Source organism: Shouchella hunanensis, assembly GCF_028735875.1.
GTDB classification, from domain to species: domain Bacteria; phylum Bacillota; class Bacilli; order Bacillales; family Bacillaceae_D; genus Shouchella; species Shouchella hunanensis.
On sequence record NZ_CP117834.1, the window covers coordinates 1,756,900 to 1,775,268 of the forward strand.

At 38.2% G+C, this 18,369-nt stretch carries 15 protein-coding genes; 6 read left to right on the forward strand and 9 right to left on the reverse strand.

What is annotated here, in order from left to right:
* Positions 1-72: 72 nt before the first annotated feature.
* The 5 genes from PQ477_RS09005 to PQ477_RS09025 all read right to left on the reverse strand — a co-directional run bounded on the left by PQ477_RS09005 (position 73) and on the right by PQ477_RS09025 (position 3,913).
* Complete coding sequence (locus PQ477_RS09005) at positions 73-837, reverse strand: CPBP family glutamic-type intramembrane protease (RefSeq protein WP_274273410.1); 765 nt, start codon at positions 835-837, stop codon at positions 73-75.
* Positions 838-972: 135 nt separating this feature from the next.
* Complete coding sequence (locus PQ477_RS09010) at positions 973-1,779, reverse strand: MerR family transcriptional regulator (protein WP_274273411.1); 807 nt, start codon at positions 1,777-1,779, stop codon at positions 973-975.
* 162 nt (positions 1,780-1,941) lie between these two features.
* Positions 1,942-2,379: a GNAT family N-acetyltransferase gene (locus PQ477_RS09015; protein ID WP_144557512.1), complete on the reverse strand. Its 438-nt coding sequence runs from the start codon at positions 2,377-2,379 to the stop codon at positions 1,942-1,944.
* Positions 2,380-2,443: 64 nt separating this feature from the next.
* Complete coding sequence (locus PQ477_RS09020) at positions 2,444-2,947, reverse strand: GNAT family N-acetyltransferase (protein ID WP_274273412.1); 504 nt, start codon at positions 2,945-2,947, stop codon at positions 2,444-2,446.
* 150 nt (positions 2,948-3,097) lie between these two features.
* Entirely contained in the window at positions 3,098-3,913 is an 816-nt protein-coding gene (locus tag PQ477_RS09025) for a GNAT family N-acetyltransferase (RefSeq protein ID WP_060704328.1), read from the reverse strand.
* A 311-nt stretch (positions 3,914-4,224) separates the two neighbouring features.
* On the opposite strand from PQ477_RS09025, the gene PQ477_RS20915 reads away from it, so the two are divergent.
* Positions 4,225-4,377: an RNA 2'-phosphotransferase gene (locus PQ477_RS20915; RefSeq protein WP_432813899.1), complete on the forward strand. Its 153-nt coding sequence runs from the start codon at positions 4,225-4,227 to the stop codon at positions 4,375-4,377.
* Positions 4,378-4,490: 113 nt separating this feature from the next.
* Here PQ477_RS20915 and PQ477_RS09030 read toward each other — a convergent pair whose 3' ends face one another.
* The 3 genes from PQ477_RS09030 to PQ477_RS09040 all read right to left on the reverse strand — a co-directional run bounded on the left by PQ477_RS09030 (position 4,491) and on the right by PQ477_RS09040 (position 6,634).
* On the reverse strand, positions 4,491-4,757 hold the full coding sequence (locus PQ477_RS09030; RefSeq protein ID WP_052007822.1) for a hypothetical protein: 267 nt from the start codon (positions 4,755-4,757) through the stop codon (positions 4,491-4,493).
* Between the two features lie 91 nt (positions 4,758-4,848).
* Complete coding sequence (locus tag PQ477_RS09035; protein ID WP_035394476.1) at positions 4,849-5,556, reverse strand: DUF421 domain-containing protein; 708 nt, start codon at positions 5,554-5,556, stop codon at positions 4,849-4,851.
* 295 nt (positions 5,557-5,851) lie between these two features.
* Positions 5,852-6,634, reverse strand: coding sequence for a nucleotidyltransferase domain-containing protein (locus PQ477_RS09040; protein ID WP_274273413.1), 783 nt, complete (start codon positions 6,632-6,634; stop codon positions 5,852-5,854).
* Positions 6,635-6,920: 286 nt separating this feature from the next.
* Here PQ477_RS09040 and PQ477_RS09045 point away from each other — a divergent pair, with 286 nt between their 5' ends.
* From PQ477_RS09045 to PQ477_RS09065, 5 genes are all read left to right on the forward strand, one after another.
* Positions 6,921-7,553: a DUF4352 domain-containing protein gene (locus tag PQ477_RS09045; RefSeq protein WP_274273414.1), complete on the forward strand. Its 633-nt coding sequence runs from the start codon at positions 6,921-6,923 to the stop codon at positions 7,551-7,553.
* A 580-nt stretch (positions 7,554-8,133) separates the two neighbouring features.
* Positions 8,134-16,182 (forward strand): SpaA isopeptide-forming pilin-related protein, encoded by an 8,049-nt coding sequence (locus PQ477_RS09050; protein ID WP_274273415.1) that lies wholly within the window; start codon positions 8,134-8,136, stop codon positions 16,180-16,182.
* Positions 16,183-16,201: 19 nt separating this feature from the next.
* A complete protein-coding gene (locus tag PQ477_RS09055) occupies positions 16,202-16,765 on the forward strand; it encodes a class D sortase (RefSeq protein ID WP_060704367.1) in 564 nt (187 codons plus the stop codon).
* 515 nt (positions 16,766-17,280) lie between these two features.
* Entirely contained in the window at positions 17,281-17,595 is a 315-nt protein-coding gene (locus PQ477_RS09060) for a YxeA family protein (RefSeq protein WP_274273416.1), read from the forward strand.
* Between the two features lie 159 nt (positions 17,596-17,754).
* Positions 17,755-18,024: a cytoplasmic protein gene (locus PQ477_RS09065; protein ID WP_432813893.1), complete on the forward strand. Its 270-nt coding sequence runs from the start codon at positions 17,755-17,757 to the stop codon at positions 18,022-18,024.
* A 39-nt stretch (positions 18,025-18,063) separates the two neighbouring features.
* Here the strand turns inward: PQ477_RS09065 and PQ477_RS09070 are convergent, their stop codons facing one another.
* Positions 18,064-18,330, reverse strand: coding sequence for a hypothetical protein (locus PQ477_RS09070; protein WP_274273417.1), 267 nt, complete (start codon positions 18,328-18,330; stop codon positions 18,064-18,066).
* Positions 18,331-18,369: the final 39 nt, after the last annotated feature.

The window sequence follows — 18,369 nt, forward strand, 5'->3', positions numbered from 1 at the left end:
GAACCCCTCCTTGATTTGTGTCTGTTTTAAATGTAACTAGTTGAAACCAAGTTGCTGACAGATCAACTATACTTAGGTGCTTTGATTTCTTGTATACAGGCACTCTTTATAATTAACTATTATTATGATTAGCGCAATTAGTAAATAGAATAGAGAAGTAACTGTTAAAATAGTTAGTAATTCCCCTACTTGTATGGCGATTGTGAAATTGAAGAATTGATGGATTGAAATAGGGATTAAAAGGTTTTTATGTATAGTGAAAAAGGCTGTTATTATGATTGAAATAGCAATAATTCCAATCAAGAAAGAGAAAATATACTGCAATAAGTGTATTCCTGTATAACCTGATAGAAACCATAACGGTGTATGCCAGAACCCCCAAAAAAAGCCAACAATAATTGATGAAATCAAAGGGTTGTAAACTTCTTGCAATTCTTTTAAAACAAATCCTCTCCATCCTAATTCTTCTCCGAGGGGTCCTAATAGTAAATTGTAACCGAAGATTATAAGTAACGAAGTCCATGAAGCAAGTAGTTGGTCATATACAGGAATGTCCCAAATGAAATAGGTTGTAAAAATACTGCAAAGCAAGACGATTATTGACATCATACTAATACTGAACATAGTAGACCATTTAATTCTCTTATTAAATTGTCTTTTAACAAATAGCCATAAATTTTCTTCAGGATAGATTCTTCGAAACATCAACACAAAAACAAACGTTGACGTCCAAGAGGAGAGCACAATAAATAGATCAATTAGAAAATGCGACTCGAGCAAAAACATTAGGAAACCTATAAAAAGAAGAAGAACATAGAACATCATATAAGTGCTCATGATATATTCCTTAACCATTTTCAACGTTTAAGCACCCCCATAATACTAAATAGCCAATGGAACAGTTGACGACTACTCCACTGGCTATAAGATTAAACTAGGGTGTTACGCCCAAGTCAATAAACAAATAGTATTTTAGTTATCAACTGGGATATATACCTCAAGAAATACCTTCTCATCATTTTCTATGTAGGTGATTAGACGGGTTTGGACAAAGGCTAGTCCTTTCGGCTTGAACCCATTTATCTCTGCCCATTCTAAAGTTGACTTAAATAATTTTTGTTTGATATCGTTAGTCCCACCTTGAAATCTACTATCTTCAACAACTGTATAAATGCATTTCTTATAGTTTAAATCGTGTTCAGCTTTATTTCCGGTGTCATGTTTCTGCCTATTTACAATATACATCTTAGAATCCAACAGACCATCTTTATCAAAAGTGAATTGTCTTATTATTTTACTTAGAATATCATCCTTAATCATATCCAAATGCTCTAAGATTGTAGGGTATTCAGGGAAAGAGTAGAAATTAGAAAAATTACCGACCACTTGGTACATTGGAAATTCCCTGATTGAATACTTATTTAAGTGTTTCTCTATATCTTTACAAAACGACTTTGTTTCCCGTAATTTCTGAAGCATAAAGCGATCACGAGAGATTTTCCTCACTAACTCTTCCTCTTTTATTTGTAATAGAGATTCCAGTTCTTCCATTTCAGTTCCTTCTTGCAGCTTTTTAATATCTTTTAAAGACAAGCTCCTTTTCTTATAGAAGTCTGTAACAAGTAATGTATAAATATCTTTATCACGATACTGTCTATAATGATTGCGTTCATCCTGCTTTGGTTTTAGAATGCCTTGATTTTCATAATATCTAAGTGCATCTCTGGAGACGCCAATCATCTCTAACAACTCACTCGTTTTATAAGTTATTCGTTGCATGTGTATTTCTCCATTTTCTATTAGGATAACTACTATACTATCTTGACCGTTTCTGAACTTCTCGCCAGTTAATCGTTTGTGGATTTCCTTTTTTATTTCATACCCTGTTGATCCATCAGGTTATTTGGGAAGGTCGGAGTGGCCACTTTTGTTTTTATGTATTTATAAAGGTAAACTCATTGAAACGGTTCGTATGTTGAATCCCATTTTCTCATAAAGCTTAATAGCATTATTTCCTAAAAACGCACTTAAACGTACTTCGGTATGCCCTTCGTCTCTTAGCTGTGCTATAGCTGCTGTCATCAGATGTTTACCCAACCCTTTTCCTCTAAACGCCTGTATTATGAAAAGTTCGTAAATAAATCCATGCCTACTATCTGTAAATAGGTCTGTACTGGTGCCAACTAGTATCCAACCAATGACTCTACCATTATCTACTGCCGCTAAATAATAGCTTCCTTTTATTAAAAGTGATCGAATTAGTTGTTCGCTTTTTTCCGCTGTAGGTTTTGCTGTACCTAACGTGCCATCAGACACAGCTTGTGGGGAGAGGGATATGATTGTCTCAATTTCTTGATTAGTGGGTCTTCTAATTTCCATCGTTAAACCACATCTTTCTTTTTTTGACTTCGCTTTGTGCATAGACTTTTTATTTTATGATTCGTTAGAGCTTGCGAACATACCGCAAAGATATGTAGGTGTCATTATTAGAATTGCCATAGCTATCTTGTTCATGTATACATGAAAATCCCTTTGCTTCATAAAACGGAATTCCTTTATGATTTCCTTTTTGAACGAGTACATATTGCTTGAGTGCCCCTAAGTTCTTTTGTTGTTCAGATATCGTATCGAGTATTTTCGAGCCGATTCCTTCGCCTCTTCTATCCGGTTTAAGGTACAAAACAAATAATTCTGTGTTCTCATCATCGAGCATCCCACCAGCTCCGGCACCTATTACATTACCCTCTTCAACTGCAATAAAGTAGCCACCCCATTTTTTATTCACGGTAGTCACTTCTTTCAATATGCTTTCATAGTTATAAAATTCCCTAATGATTCGAGCCATATATTCTTTAGAAAAAATGTCGCGATACGTCGCTTTGTAACCTAACGTACATACATCCATAATTCCTTGAATATGGTTTATATCTGCTTGTACAATCCTCACTTTTCATCTCCTTACTTCTCCTTGGCTATAAACAGGATTTTGGATTTACGATTTTTCTCGTCTTCAATATTTTCCTTTTATCTGACATCATTTTTATATTGTTGCAAGCCCTTCAAAAGCCATGAGGCTAATAGAAAGGAAGGCACGTACTTATTCTCCAACCCAAATTGCCTTGGTATAAGCAATATTCAATCCCGCTCTCTCCATATTGTTTTGACTGGGGGAACCAAATGAAGCCTGTCCCACAATGAAATGGCATCTTTGTCGTTGTGCTTGGTAGATCCGGTGTTTTATTAAAGCGCTATGAATGCCTTTATTTCGTAGATGTGGCAATGTAGCCGCGGCAGCTAAAGTAGCGATCCCGTCTTTTGTAAACAAAACGCCTATTCCAGCGGGTTCGTTTTGATAGCTAGCTATGTAAAAATCCCAATTTTTGAGGTGATGAAGTATTTTATTATTTTGTGCGATGCCAGCTGTTAAGAATGCGGGCAGTTGGAACCCTTTTGCGTATATTTCTGCATAGGTATCAAATTCGTCTTTTTCTAATTTACGAACATTCATCATCTTTTCAGTAAATTCATTACATGTTTCAATTGCATTGGTCAAGGGAGTATAAAGAGTTGTATGAAAACCATTATGAAAATAACCGGCTTTATTTAGGGAAGTTAGCAATTCTGATGATGTATGAGCCGGAGTTAATTCAAATCGAATTGGAATCTTTTTTTTCTTATAAAAATCGACGATTTTATCTAGCTGTTCTTCGTCGCCATCTTGCAATCCTTTTACTGTATTAAAGGAAGGTCCTGGTATGTTCTTGGCCGTAAATGCTGTGGCATTCCCAAACTTCTGGATCTCTACGTCCATTGGGTTTCCTTTAATTTTTTGAATTTCAGAAAGTCGAGAACGCAGCATGTCAATTTCTGAGGTTTCTACTTGAACAGCTAATGCCTCATTCATTATGCTCATGTAAATTCACTCTCCATATCTAACTTGTTTGTACATCGGCAGACAATAAATGTGCACGTGCGACGGTTCTTTAGTAATGTCACGTAGTACATTCATCATGAGAGTAGTGTTCTTTCAATACTCATTTCCTCATAATAAATATAAAACCCGTTGGTAGTAGATTGCACTTCTACTTAAATTCATACCAACTTGTTTAGTTCTGTTACAGGTTAGAGAATTCCTTCTTGTATTTAAAATCCCTTTTCAAAAAAGACTTTGTCCCGTTTATAAACTGTTTAGAAGAGAGGAATCATCCATGTTTAAAAAATGAGTTGAACAAATTACTCAGTTTGATTTTAAGGCATACACCAGAAAAGATAGGGCTTAAGTTAGATGAGAGTGGCTATGTGAATGTCAATGATCTTCTCGAGGGAAAAAAAAAGTGGCAGAAGGTACCCAGTCAATATTGTGAGGTCATCAGGTAGGTTAAGGACAAATGGTTTGCATGTTAATGTTGAAATAGCCCCTCCATATTGCTCGTTAGTTATTAAAGAAGAGGACACACCTTGTTTTGTGAATCGCATGGATAAAATCTTAGCTACTTAGGCAAATCATCCAGTTTTTTTTGTAATACTTGTATTTGATTTTCCATTGACTTTATACGATTTTCTTGTTCATTGTTTTTTGAGGTTTGCGTTAGATTTTCTTGGAGTGATTCTTCAATAGCGATTTTTGCTGCGAAGGTAGCAATAGCGTCACCTAAAGTTGTCAATATTCCCCCTAACAATGCGAGTTTTAAGCTCATCGCTAAATTATCTTCTTCTTGATTCGGTTTTTGATTAGAAGGGTTAGCTCTTCTCATCATAGCGAGAACCTCCGTTTTCTTAATAATTATTTATAGTATATTCTTAACAGCCCAAGGTGTTCCAAAATAAACGATGTAGTAAAAAGTATTTTCACTCTAAATCTTTAGGGTGTCTTAATTGGTTCTCATAAGTATTGATAAATAATTTATTTGTGGCTGAAATGACAGCGTAAAACACATCTTTGTGTTTAAGGTTTCTTTTTTCTAATTCATTCGACAACCATTCCTCTTGAATCTTATTTTCTTTCAAGTTCTTATCTAATACTTTTCCATCCATAATCAATTCTACAGGTAATCGATTTTTCTTTAATGGGGCCTGTACATCTTGCTTAGTTACATCTTGATATTCGGGTTTTTTTAATACGTTAATTTTTCCATTTGTTTCAACGATTGCATATAAAACTTCTTCGATATTAAAGACGTTTCGTTCTCTTAACAATTGGTTTAGCTCGTTTAAATTATATCTTGCTTTTCGCATGTTTTTTTCGAGGATCTGCCCATTTTCAATGACCACAGTAGGATTCCCCGTGATCCAACGTCTTGCTCGATAGGATTTTAACGAAATATAGGAAGTCAAAATACTCACAGCGACGAAAATACTAAAAGCTAATATGGAATGATGGATTTTAACTGATAAATTGAACGATAGATTAGCCGTAATGGCTCCAATGGAGATGGCAATAATAAAATCGAGGACATTCATTTGAGAAATGGTCTGCTTGCCTAGAAAGCGAGCGCCTATTAAGAGAATTGAAAATGCTAAAAAAGAGCGAATGATAATTTCCACATGTTCAGACATGATTGTACTCCAGTTTGTTTTTAATACTAGAATATCCATATGGTCAAAGAGCTATTCAGTTGAATTTCCTTTTTAGGCTGTGTTCGTTTCTATGAGAACTGTTGTCGTCTTCAGACTTTATTAAGACCGTAACAAACGGTTCCTTGTAATGAAGACCTTAATGGAAAAAACCATTGCCGATAACTTTATTAAGAAGGTAATGCTGCATAGAATGCTTGATAGAGAAACGGTAATGGTGGTGTTAAAAATTTGTTTTTCATAAAAAGAGCTTACCTCGTTTATTGAGGCAAGCTTTTTAGCGGAAGGAAGTGTGACGCTTTTCGTACCACAATTTGTATGCATGGAGTAATGAAAGGAATGTAGAGGAATCAATTGTTTCTACTTTGTATACATACTGAAGCTCTTGAATGATGGAATCATTAGGAAAGTAGGCCTCTAGAATGTTCAATTGATCTTGTATAGTGGTTGCCCAGCTTTCATCCTCCACATTTATTGTTAAATAGGTACCGCGTATCATTTTCTTAATCATGCTTTGCTTTTCTAATGCTGAAGTTTTAGTCCCACTCTTCAATGTATCCATAAAACGATTCGTTTGCGGCATAAGATCTTTATTTAACGAGCTGCTGATAAATTTATTGGGCTTCATCACTGGGAATTGAGTAGAAAGGTCTTCACCATGTATACAACAACACATATGTTTTAACCAAAATCCCCACTCATAATAGTTATCGGGATGGAGCGCCTCCTTTACTTCGCCCATATCGTAATCAACTTTGGTCAGTTGCTTATATTCTTTAAGTAGTTCGGAAGTTTCTGCATGAATTCTATTTTTTGTGGTCGAGCTAATAGGAGAATATAAGATAACGGTTAAATCTAAATCTGATTTAAAGGGGATCGCTTCCCCTCGTGCAACACTGCCATATACATACATGCTATGTACGTTTTCCCCTAAACGATTTAGTAGTAATTGAAGTAGGGTGTGTAGTATAGGCTTGATATGCTCCTGTAATTTATTTAGATGAGTCGGATTCACGATATACCCGTTTTGGTCAGTACCCATCCTAGTTGGTAATTTCATACGCTCACCCCTTTGTAATGTAGCGGTACATTCTCTACTTACTACCTAATTCGTGTTCGAGCTGGTAGCGACAACGTTTTACTTTATTATAAGCCATATGTAAACCGTTTGATTCGAAAAGTGCCGATAGTGCTTCAGCTCGTTTGGACATCTTTCTGTCCTATTTAAAAGCGATTTGCAAATGACGTAGTGTTAGTGGACAAGTGATTGAGCTAAAAAGAAGTTTCAAAAATTGAAAAAAGGCTATGTTCTAATGGATAACTAATTTTTGAAAGGTTTGGTATTTATGAAGAAAACGACAACGTTGATGGTTACATCTATTTTTGCTGCGGGCTCACTATTGTTTGCGGCTTGCAGTGATTCAGATGTAAATCAAGAACCTGCTGAAGAGAACACTTCCAATCAAGGGAACACAGATGAAAATGAACATACTCAAACGAATGATGAAGAGGATGAGACTATTGGTGAAAACGATGGAGAGGACCAAATGGATTTGAAGGTTGGAGACACAGCGATTATGCACAGTAATATCTCTTCTTTTGAATTTACGCTGAACAGTGTTGAGATGGTTGATGAAGTGGACGGTGAAATGTCCGATTTAGACGCTTTTGTCGCTGCTTCCATTACGATTAAAAATATTGGTGATGAACCCATTGATGCAAAAGAAAATGCTGGTTTATTTGAATACACGGCTGACCTTGACGGGTCTGGTTTCGGTGATGAAGCTGAATATACTGAGGATTATCAGGATGGTGCCGTTGAAGGGGAATTAGCTCCTGGAGAAGAGGTTACAGGCACCGCTTTGTATACGAGCTACATAGATGATGAGAATTACATTCGTGTAAAAGCTGGAACGGCTGCGACTGGATTAATTAATAACGCTGTCTTTACTTTTAGTGAGGATGAGTTGATCAAATAAAATATTCCTATTAAGCCCTTGCATGCAAGGGCTTTTTTGTGCGTGATCATCCGTTTCCTTGAAAAATGGAGAGGGAGTTAGGGTTACTTCAAAAAGACGCTCACATGTTAGTGTTGGTGAATTATCGCTTTCCAATGGTGGAGAATGCCACCGACGATTAGAGCACGCGTTCTTAACAGGATAAAAAGAGATAAAGTTAATAGGTCTAAAGCTTCTCTTGATTTACTTTTATTATTTCCGTTTGTAAATAATAAACAATTTTCAATAAATAGGTCTTTTTATCCAATTCATATAATGACTGAGTTGAATGTGTAATTAGTAGCAAAACGATTGATCTATCGTAAAGTCTTGCATACTAGTAAATTTTTCTTATTATTGTAGAAATAAATCTTTAGATCTATTTAAAATCCTTGTTATTACAATCGTTTTAGTATAATATTTCGATTTATCATTCTATAATTTGACAGATTGTTTAACGGTGCTATGATTTGTGTAAATATATGGACTAAAAATGCACCTTTTGACGTTTAATCGTATTTATTGTCCTATATATTACTAATTTAATTTTGGGGAGGGTTATATGAGAAGACAGAAAGGGGTCAAAAAAAGTTTTATTGTTATTCTTATTTTCTTAATTCTTTTTTCGCCATATGGACAAATTGGTTTAACACAGGCTTCGGAAAGAGAATTCAATGAGGAAGTAGATATCTCTGTTCAAGGGGTACCAACAGAAGAACAGGTTATTCTTAATGTCGAAACGACCTATTCTAATTTGGTTAATTTGGAGTTTATTCTTCCAGATGGAATCAAATATGATGAAGAGAGTACAAAAGCGTTAAAGTCCGATAGTACGATGATCTATAATAACGAGGAAAATAGTTTAAATATTCATAAAGAAGAATTGTCTCCTCTATCTGCGACTATCATTTTAACTGGTTTTAATGTAGGTGAGAATAGTCTAGAAGTTAGAGGTCATCTTAATGATGGCAGTACGGAGAGTCTTGACTTTTTTGTGACAGTGGAATCAGATCCTTCCGATGCAGATGAAGGCTTAAAAGAATCTGGTACGGAAGAGAATAAGGAAAACAATTCGGACCAATCAGACGCAAGTCGCTCTGGTGACGATGAAGGTGTAGAAGAAGCTAACCCTGAAAGTGACAAGTCCGAGGAATCAAGCGACGTGAATTCAGAAGACTCCTCTTCAGAAGAAGAGTCTAAGCAACAAAAAGAAACAAATCAAGGTGAAGATGGGAATGATGATCAGGACGAGCCTATTTTTAAACCAATGGTGGGAGATCTAAACGTAGATATTGATGTTTCGCCGTTAAATGCTAATGTTCTTGCAGGAAACGATGCAGCATATAAGCTGGTTTTTAAAACAACAGGTTCTATCACAGAGTACACAAATGCCATCATAATAGTTGATCTACCACTTTCAAGTGAAGTGAATTTTAATCAATCATTATCAGAATTAAGAATAGCTGGTGTAGAGCCAACTTTTGATTCTGAATCAAGCCAATTAATCTATCAATTTGACACGTTACAAGCCGGTCAAACCTATGAAAATATTATTAAATTGCAAACAACGAATGGTTTGATAGCAAGTGGCACAGAGTTAGATGTGCAAGCATCTTTTCAAGCAGATCAATTTGAACCAGTACAAGATTTAGCAACTGTCGTTATTGATGCATCAACCACAATCTCTGCTTCTAAGCGATATACGGAAGCTAGGGGGAATGATCGGAATATACCAATTCCTAATTCGCAAACAGTTTGGGAAATGAACGTAGATATCCCTAAAACTAATATTGGCCAAAATTATTTGGAGCCGGGCTCTCAGATTACCGTAGTCGATACGCTGCCAAATGGTCTATCCTATCAATCTACCATTACAGGTCCTGAGCCAGAACAAAATGGTAATACTTTAGTATGGACATTTGAAGCGCCTAGCATTGAAGAGCAAGCAGCTGCAGAAGACACACTGTTTAACACTGAGTTAGAAGTCGTCTTAACAGTAGGTCGTAACACAGTTGATCAAACATTAACGAATCATGTTGATGTAAGCGCTAAATTTATTGGAGAAGATAATGAAAACTCAGTAAATGCTAACCACAGTGTCACGATTGCTGATTCTGATAAGGCGACTGGTGAGATAAGAGGAAGTGTGTTTATTCCTGGACATATCGGTCCTATCGATGAAAGAGGGAATATTGGTTCAAATACGAATAGAGACCCGAATCCTCTTGTTTATGACGATGCACTATTAGCCTTTTATCATAATATTTCTCCTTTACATGAAAGTAATGAAGGAGATTTTAGAGCGTATACAACTGTGATGAACATTGATGAGAATTTAGTTTTCAAAGAAATGAGAACAGGGGGATCAGGGGCTAGATTTATATATAGACCCACAAACCAATTCCCAGAGGGTGTTCCATTTTTAGATCCCCCTCGATTTAATATTGAGGCAGACGTGAATGGAGAAAGACTAGTTTTAATTGAAGATGCTGAGATTAGAAGAATTTACACTAGAAATGACTTAGGAATTGAAGCAGATGCAAGAGTAAGTGCTATCTATCTAAATTTCACACATGCTCCTAGTGGAATGGGTGGGGCTCATCCAACATACTATTTTGATGTAGAACCGGGCTACGTTGGGAGTGTAACAAATGAATTTGATGTGTTCGGTATCGGGGGCGAAGGGACAAGTTTCGGTAAGGGCACGAATGGCAGGCACTATGGATCAAACACAATTGCCACTCCACGTTCTGCACAAATTGCTCCACGACCAACTGATCAACCACCGATTGCTACGGTTGATGTAGAGTTAACGAATCACCAAGGATCCTATGTTGATTTTGGTGATAACCGTATGCGTGTAAACTTAAACACGGAGAATAGTTCTACGTTGGCTATGAGTGAACCATTAGAAGCCGTGGTCTTGTTACCACCTGGTGTAACGATCTCCGATGATCCAGACGCTGAATTTATCGATGCGGATGGAAATGCTTCAGATGGAACATATGAAATTGTAAGTGATAATTACAATGATACAGGGCGACAGCTGGTCAAGTTTAATTGGACTGATCGATTATTAAGACCAAGCAACAATCTAACTTCTGAGATTACTATCCAGATTAATGAAGGTGCATCAAATGTACTCTCATTCGATGTGTATGGATTCTCTGGAGATGAGGAATTAACTGTTCCATCTGTTGATAATCCAGGACTTACGGATACCATTTTACAAACAGATGTTGAGGATTTAAATGGAAACGGAAGTACAGATCAACCGCGTTTGAAATCAGGGAACGAATATTATATGAGCGGACAGTATAATATCCAAACTGAGAAACTTGTCAGAGGAGAATTAGATGATGAGTTTACTACGTTTGGAAGAACGGTTCCTGGAGGGGCCATTGACTATCAATTAACCCTAACGAATACAACAGGAAGTACGATTTCTACGATGACATTAATGGATGTTTTACCATCTGTTGGTGATTTAGGGATTACTGATAATATTGATCGTGGTAGTCAATTCACGCCACAGCTAACAGAAGCGATTCAGCTCCCATCGCAATGGGATGGTCGAGTGGATGTATATTATAGTACGGCACTCACGCCGGAACGTGATGATTTAATAAGACATACCAACTACCCTGACACAACAGAGCAACTATCTAATCCTGAAGGGGCACAGGCACCGAATTGGGTCTTGGCATCTGAGGTCGACGATTGGTCTTCCGTTCACTCATTTAAGATTGAGCTCCGAGATGGAGTGGAATGGATTGATGGAGAAGATATCGCCATTGCTTTCTCGATGATGGCTCCAGAAGCAGCAGACGTTGACTCTAGTGTATTGGATAAAACGGTTAACCCTGCGCAAAGAGCCGCATGGAACTCTTTTGCCATCGCGACAGATCAAGGACAACCTGTTGAACCAGCAAGGGTTGGCGTGTACATGGATCTAGATAACTCTGTTCAACTAACGAAACAGAGTGAGGATGGAGAGCTTCTTGAGAGAGCCGTATTTACTCTAATCGATGAAGCAGGAGAAGAGTTAGCAACAGGTTTAACTACCGATGAGAATGGAATTCTTGTCATTGAGGATCTTTTGCCTGGAAACTACGAATTAATTGAAACAGAGGCACCAATTGGTTATGTATTAGATGCTACACCTATTCCTTTTACCATTGAGTTGGCCGTTCAAGGTCAAATTGAACTGATAAAAGAGAATAGTCCCGTACCAGGGTCTGTAGAACTACTTAAAATCGGAGAGGATGGCGAAACGCTTGAAGGAGCTGTTTTTAGCCTATTTGATGCAGAAGATAATGAACTACAAACTGGCCTAACAACAAACGAAGAAGGTCTATTAGTCGTAGAAGACTTAGTGCCAGGCAGCTACTATTTTGTAGAAACTGAGGCACCCTTTGGTTATGTGTTAGACGATACACCATTACCATTTGACATCGTCTTTAACCAAGAAGCACAGGTAGAAGTAACGAAAGAAAACACGTTAATACCAGGTGCGGTTGAACTGACGAAGGAAGATGAGGATGGAACGATTCTTGAAGGCGTGGAGTTTGAACTTCAGGATCGTGATGGCAATACAGTGCGTGAAGGTTTGTTTACGGATGAGGAAGGTAAACTTTTCATTGACGATTTATCACCAGGAAGTTATCAACTAGTGGAAACAGCAACATTCCCAGGATATGAGCTGGATCCAACACCAATTCCATTTGAGATTGGCTTAGGACAAACAACCGTAACGGAAGTAAGCTTTGTGAACGAGTTTACGCCAGGGTCGGTCGGTTTAACAAAAGTTGGAGAGAATGAAGAGACGCTCGAAGGAGCTGTCTTTAGCTTATTTGATGCGGATGACAATGAACTGCAAACGGGTCTAACAACCAATGAAGAAGGGCGGTTAGTTGTAGAAGATTTAGCACCAGGCAGCTACTACTTTGTTGAGACTGAGGCACCGTTTGGTTATGTGCTAGACGATACACCATTGGCCTTTGAAATTGACTTTAACCAAGAAGCGCAACTGGAGTTAACAAGAGAAAATGTCTTGATTCCGGGTGCGGTTGAATTAACAAAAGTTGATGAAGAAGGAACCATTCTTGAAGGCGTAGAGTTTGAGCTTCAGGACAGTGACGGTAGTGTGCTACGTGAAGGATTACTCACAGATGAAGAAGGTAAACTTTTCATTGACGATTTAACACCAGGTAGCTATCAACTGGTTGAAACAGCAACACTCCCAGGATATGAGCTAGATCCAACACCGATTCCATTTGAAATTGGTTTAGGGGAGACGGCAGTAGGTGAACTTAGCTTCATTAATGAGTTTACGCCAGGATCGGTTAGCTTAGAAAAAGTTGGGCAAGACGGGGTAGTGCTTGAAGGAGCGGTCTTCAGTTTATTTGATCGTGAAGACAATGAACTACAAACGGACCTAACAACGAACGAAGAAGGACGAGTGATAGTAGAAAATTTAGCACCGGGAACCTACTATTTTGTAGAAACAGAAGCACCATTTGGCTATGAGTTGGATGACACGCCATTAGAGTTCGAAATCATCTTTAATCAAGAATCAGAGCTGGAGTTAACGAAAGAAAATACAGTGATTCCAGGTGCTATTGAATTGATAAAAGAGGATGAAGAAGGAACGATTTTAGAAGGTGTGGAATTTGAACTTCAAGATAACGATGGCAATACAGTACGTGAAGGTCTGCTTACGGATGAAGAAGGTAAACTTTTCATTGACGAACTGGTACCAGGAAGCTATCAGCTAGTCGAAATAGCTACACTTCCGGGATATGTATTAGATCCAACCCCAATTCCTTTTGAGATTACACTTGGTCAAACTGAAACCGTCGAACGAAGCTTTGTAAATGAGTTTAGCTCAGGTTCTGTCGGATTGACAAAGGTTGGAGAGAGTGGCGAAACACTCGAGGGGGCAGTCTTCAGTTTGTTTGATACAGAGGGGAACGAGCTTGAAGCGGGTTTAACAACCGATGAAGACGGAAGAATTGTTGTTGAAAATCTTGAACCGGGAAGCTACTATTTCGTTGAGACTGAAGCGCCATTCGGTTATGAGTTGGATGATACGCCGCTAGCGTTTGAAATTGTGTTTAATCAAGAGGTGCAACTGGAGCTGACGAAGGAAAACACCTTGATTCCAGGAGCTATTGAGCTAACTAAAGTGGATGAAGATGGGACTATTTTAGAAGGTGTGGAATTTGAGCTTCAAGATAGCGAAGGAAACACCTTGCGTGAAGGATTACTTTCAAACGAAGAAGGTAAGCTGCTTATTGATGATTTAGCACCAGGACATTATCAACTTATTGAAACAGCGACGCTTCCAGGCTACGAGCTAGATTCAACACCGATTGTCTTTGAAATTGGATTAGGTGAGACAACGGTAGGAGAACTTCGCTTTGTCAACGAATTCACGCCAGGATCGGTCGGACTGACTAAGGTCGATCAAGAAGGAGAAACCCTTGAAGGAGCGGTCTTCAGCTTATTCGATGTAGAAGACATTGAATTGAAAACAGGACTAACAACAGGTGAAGATGGTCGCTTAGTCGTAGAGGGATTAGCACCAGGAAACTACTACTTTGTAGAAACAGAAGCACCATTTGGATATGAGCTGGACGCTACACCACTCGAGTTTGAGATTGTATTCAATCAAGAAGCACAGCTAGAGGTAACAAAAGAAAATGTATTGATCTTAGGTTCCGTAGCATTAACAAAAGTGAACGAAAATGGAACGGATCTTGAAGGGGTAGAATTTGAACTCCAGGACACTGAAGGAAATACACTGCGTGAAGGGCTGCTCACAGACGAGAATGGTGTGCTGTTGTTAGATGATTTAGCACCAGGCGGCTATCAATTCATTGAGACAGCAACGATTCCAGGATATGTGTTAGATCCAACGCCGATTTCCTTTGAGGTTGAACTAGGTCCAACGGAGATCATTGAATTGAGTTTCGTCAATGAATTTACACTAGGCTCTGTCGGACTGACTAAGGTTGATGAAGAGGGAGAAACGCTTGAAGGAGCAGTCTTCAGTTTATTCGATGCAGAAGACAATGAACTTCAAACGGGTATCATAACAGATGAAGAAGGACGTTTAGTTGTAGAAGAGTTAGCGCCAGGAACGTACTATTTTGTCGAAACAGAAGCACCATTTGGGTATGAACTTGATAACACGCCGCTTGAATTCGAGATTGTCTTTAATCAAGAAGCACAGCTGGAATTAACAAAGGAAAATACTTTAATCCCAGGAGCTATTGAACTGACGAAAGAGGACGAAGATGGGGCAGTTCTAGAGGGAGTTGAGTTTGAGCTTCAAGATAGCGAAGGAAGCGTGCTGCGAGAAGGATTACTGACAAACGAGGAAGGTAAGCTGCTTATTGATGATTTAGCTCCAGGGAACTATCAATTGGTAGAAACCATGACACTTCCTGGGTACGAATTAGATCCAACGCCGATTGTCTTTGAAATTGGATTAGGGGAAACAACCGTTACAGAAGTAAGCTTTGTGAATGAATTTACACCAGGATCTGTTGGACTGACAAAGGTTAATAAAGAAGGAGCAACGCTTGAGGGAGCAGTCTTCAGCTTATTTGATGCAGAAGACAATGAACTCGAAACGGGCTTAACAACAGATGAAGAAGGACGATTAGTCGTAGAGGAATTAACATTAGGAACCTACTATTTTGTCGAAACAGAAGCACCGGAAGGGTATGAACTTGATAACACGCCGCTTGAATTCGAGATTGTCTTTAACCAAGAAGTTCAACTGGAAGTTATAAAGGAAAACTCTGCAAGCCCGGGCGCCGTTGAACTGACAAAAGTGGATGAAGAGGGAGAGACACTCGAAGGAGCTGTCTTCACTCTATATGACTCTGAAGATAACGAACTCCAAACCGGTTTAACCACAGACGAAGAAGGCAAACTAGTGGTCAATGATTTATCCCCAGGCAGCTACTACTTTGTAGAAACGGAAGCACCGTTTGGCTACGAGCTCGATGAAACGCAACTAGCATTCGAAATAGAGTTTAATCAACAGGAAGTCGTGATGGTAGAAGCCGTCAATCAGTTGATTTTAGGTAATGTTACGATTATTAAAGTTGATTCTGAAAGCGATGCAACGTTGCAGGGTGCTGAATTTGAAATTCGAAATGATGAAGATCAAGTAGTGGAGACAGTAACTACAAATAACCTTGGGTTAGTAGATGTTCAAGGTTTAACTCCAGGCGACTATCAATTGATTGAAACAAAAGCGCCTGACGGTTATCAAAAGTTAGAGGATGAAATTAGATTTACGGTGCAGGTTGGAGCGGAAGAAATTTTGGAGCTAGTCGTGCAAAATACGAAAGAACCGACAGAAGAGCTGACTCCTCCACCACCATCTGAAACACCAGATCCACCAACTACACCAGAACCACCATATGAACCATCTGAAACGGCCCCAACGGATGACAAATCAGAGGATTTGCCTAAAACATTACCTCAAACAGGGGAAGAGTGGTTTAGATATCTATTAATAGCAGGTTCGTTATTCATTATCTGCGGAAGTCTGTTACTAGTGTTTAATCGAAGAAAGGTTATAAGTGCTTAAATCAGAAGGAGTGAGTTCAATGAGAAATGTAAAAGTAACAACAGGTATTGTGTCCATACTCATTGGACTCATACTTGTTTCCATTCCGCTTTATCAAGAATGGAAAACAGGAAAAGAAATTGAGAAGTTAACTCAGGCTGTAAACCTTATTTCAAATGAAGCAAGCGCGCAAACAATGGACGAAGAGTTTGCGTATGCGAAGGATGTTATTTGGTTGGAGATTCCAGATATTGATCTTAATCAAATGATTTTACCGGAGACAACAGAAGACAATTTGAGTCTAGGGCTAACACAGATTAAACCTAATCAAGTTCCAGGAGAAGGGAATTTCACGGTTGCGGGTCACAGGGGCTATAGAGGGGACCGTTTTTTTCGGAATCTTCCTGAAGTACCTATAGGCTCAAAAGTAAATCTGATAGTAGGGGACCAAACGTACACCTATGAAATTATGACGTCTCAAATCATTGAGCCGACGCAGACAGACATATTATTAGATGAAGAAGGCAAAAATGAAATTACGTTGATTACATGCACAGTTGATGGCAAACAAAGAGTTGCTCTTAAAGGGCTTCTGTTAACTTAACAGGAGAGAAAACGGTTCATTTAAATGCCATGAGGAAAAGAAGAACTTATCTAATTAAAAAAGGCCATTATGGCCTTTTTTAATTTGTAGTAAGGAATCATTAGACGCTTATGAAGAGATGTGCTCGATAAGTAGCATATATAGTCATTACCAGTAGTCAGACTCTATTCATTGTCTGACTGCTTTTTTAGAGATGACGAAAATGTCACATGAACCTTTGATTTGTCATCTGAATCGCACGACGTAGAGTAAAGAAAGAATTAGAGTATAGTTATACCAACTTACTTAGAATGTACCAAATGATACATCTGAAACGAAATGAAAGGAAGTTCATCTTATAGCTAGAGGAGAGGTGCTCAACAGTCATAAAAATCAGACCATTGTAAAACAGGGTTCATTCGTTGCCATCTGTACGGCGTCTTGTTTTCTCAAAGTCATCGAGGTTATATTAGCTGGGTTTACCAGTAGTAAAAAAGTACCTTGATAGGTGCTTTAATAGAGAGGAAGAAAAAGTTATGAAAAAAACAATTAGTGTGTGTCTCGTTTTAGTCATTGCCATTGCCAGCCTATACTTCTTTTCCCGTGAGACATTTGACCGCTTTAACCCATTGCTTACTGAAGAATATGTATTTGTTGAGGTTCAAGGCGAACCTACTGATGATGACGGACGGTATAAATATGATTTGGAAGGTGTGAATGAAGGGGGAGAGACGAAACGAGTCGTGTTCAGCGCTAGCACGAGGCTCGATCCAGGCACATTTGTAAGAGTGCTCGCTAAAGGGAGGTATTCAAAACAATATGAATTAATCAATGAAAGTGAAATGCCTTAGCGTGTGACAAGTTTGACGGGACTGAACTTCAACATTTTGTATACTTTGTCATGTTAGAAGAAGCGTGTTTGTACATCACGCTTCTTTTTTATCTGTTAAAATGGGGCTACATAGGTCTAAGAACAAGAGACTTTCGAACAGGTTAGGGTGAGTATCTAAATGAATGGTGAATCAACGAAACATACTAAAATGAATGAAAAAGATGCACATCGTTTTAGCTCTCGTCATAGAGCGGAATTGGAACAAGATAGGGTGTGTGGGTGTTTCTTTTGCATCAAGGTATTTGATCCAAAAGAGATTTATGAGTGGATTGATGACAACCAAACCGCCATTTGTCCTTACTGTGGTGTGGATTCTGTTATAGGTGAAAGTTCTGGATTTCCTATTACAGAATTATGTCTAAAAAGGCTAAATGATGACTGGTTTTAATAGGGTGTATTTTTAGGAGTTAAGAATATGATGGGCTTCTCATGAAACGAATAAAAAATAAATGTAAATGGTCGCAAAGGACAGATACATGATTGGAACAGATACCAGAATACGTTTAGTTAAAAGTCCAATGAGTAGTCCAATTAACCATGTGATAAGAATGATGAAAGCTTGGGGAAAAGCAAACGTGTGGTCTATATGACTTTCGGCAATCGTACCTGATGCTAAGAAAGTAGATAAAGCAAATGCAATAGCGAAACTTGGAATGGCATTAATCAGAATAATTTTATGCTCCCTTGATTCCATACGTAGATTCCTCCTTCAACGCCAATTATTTTGTTCTAT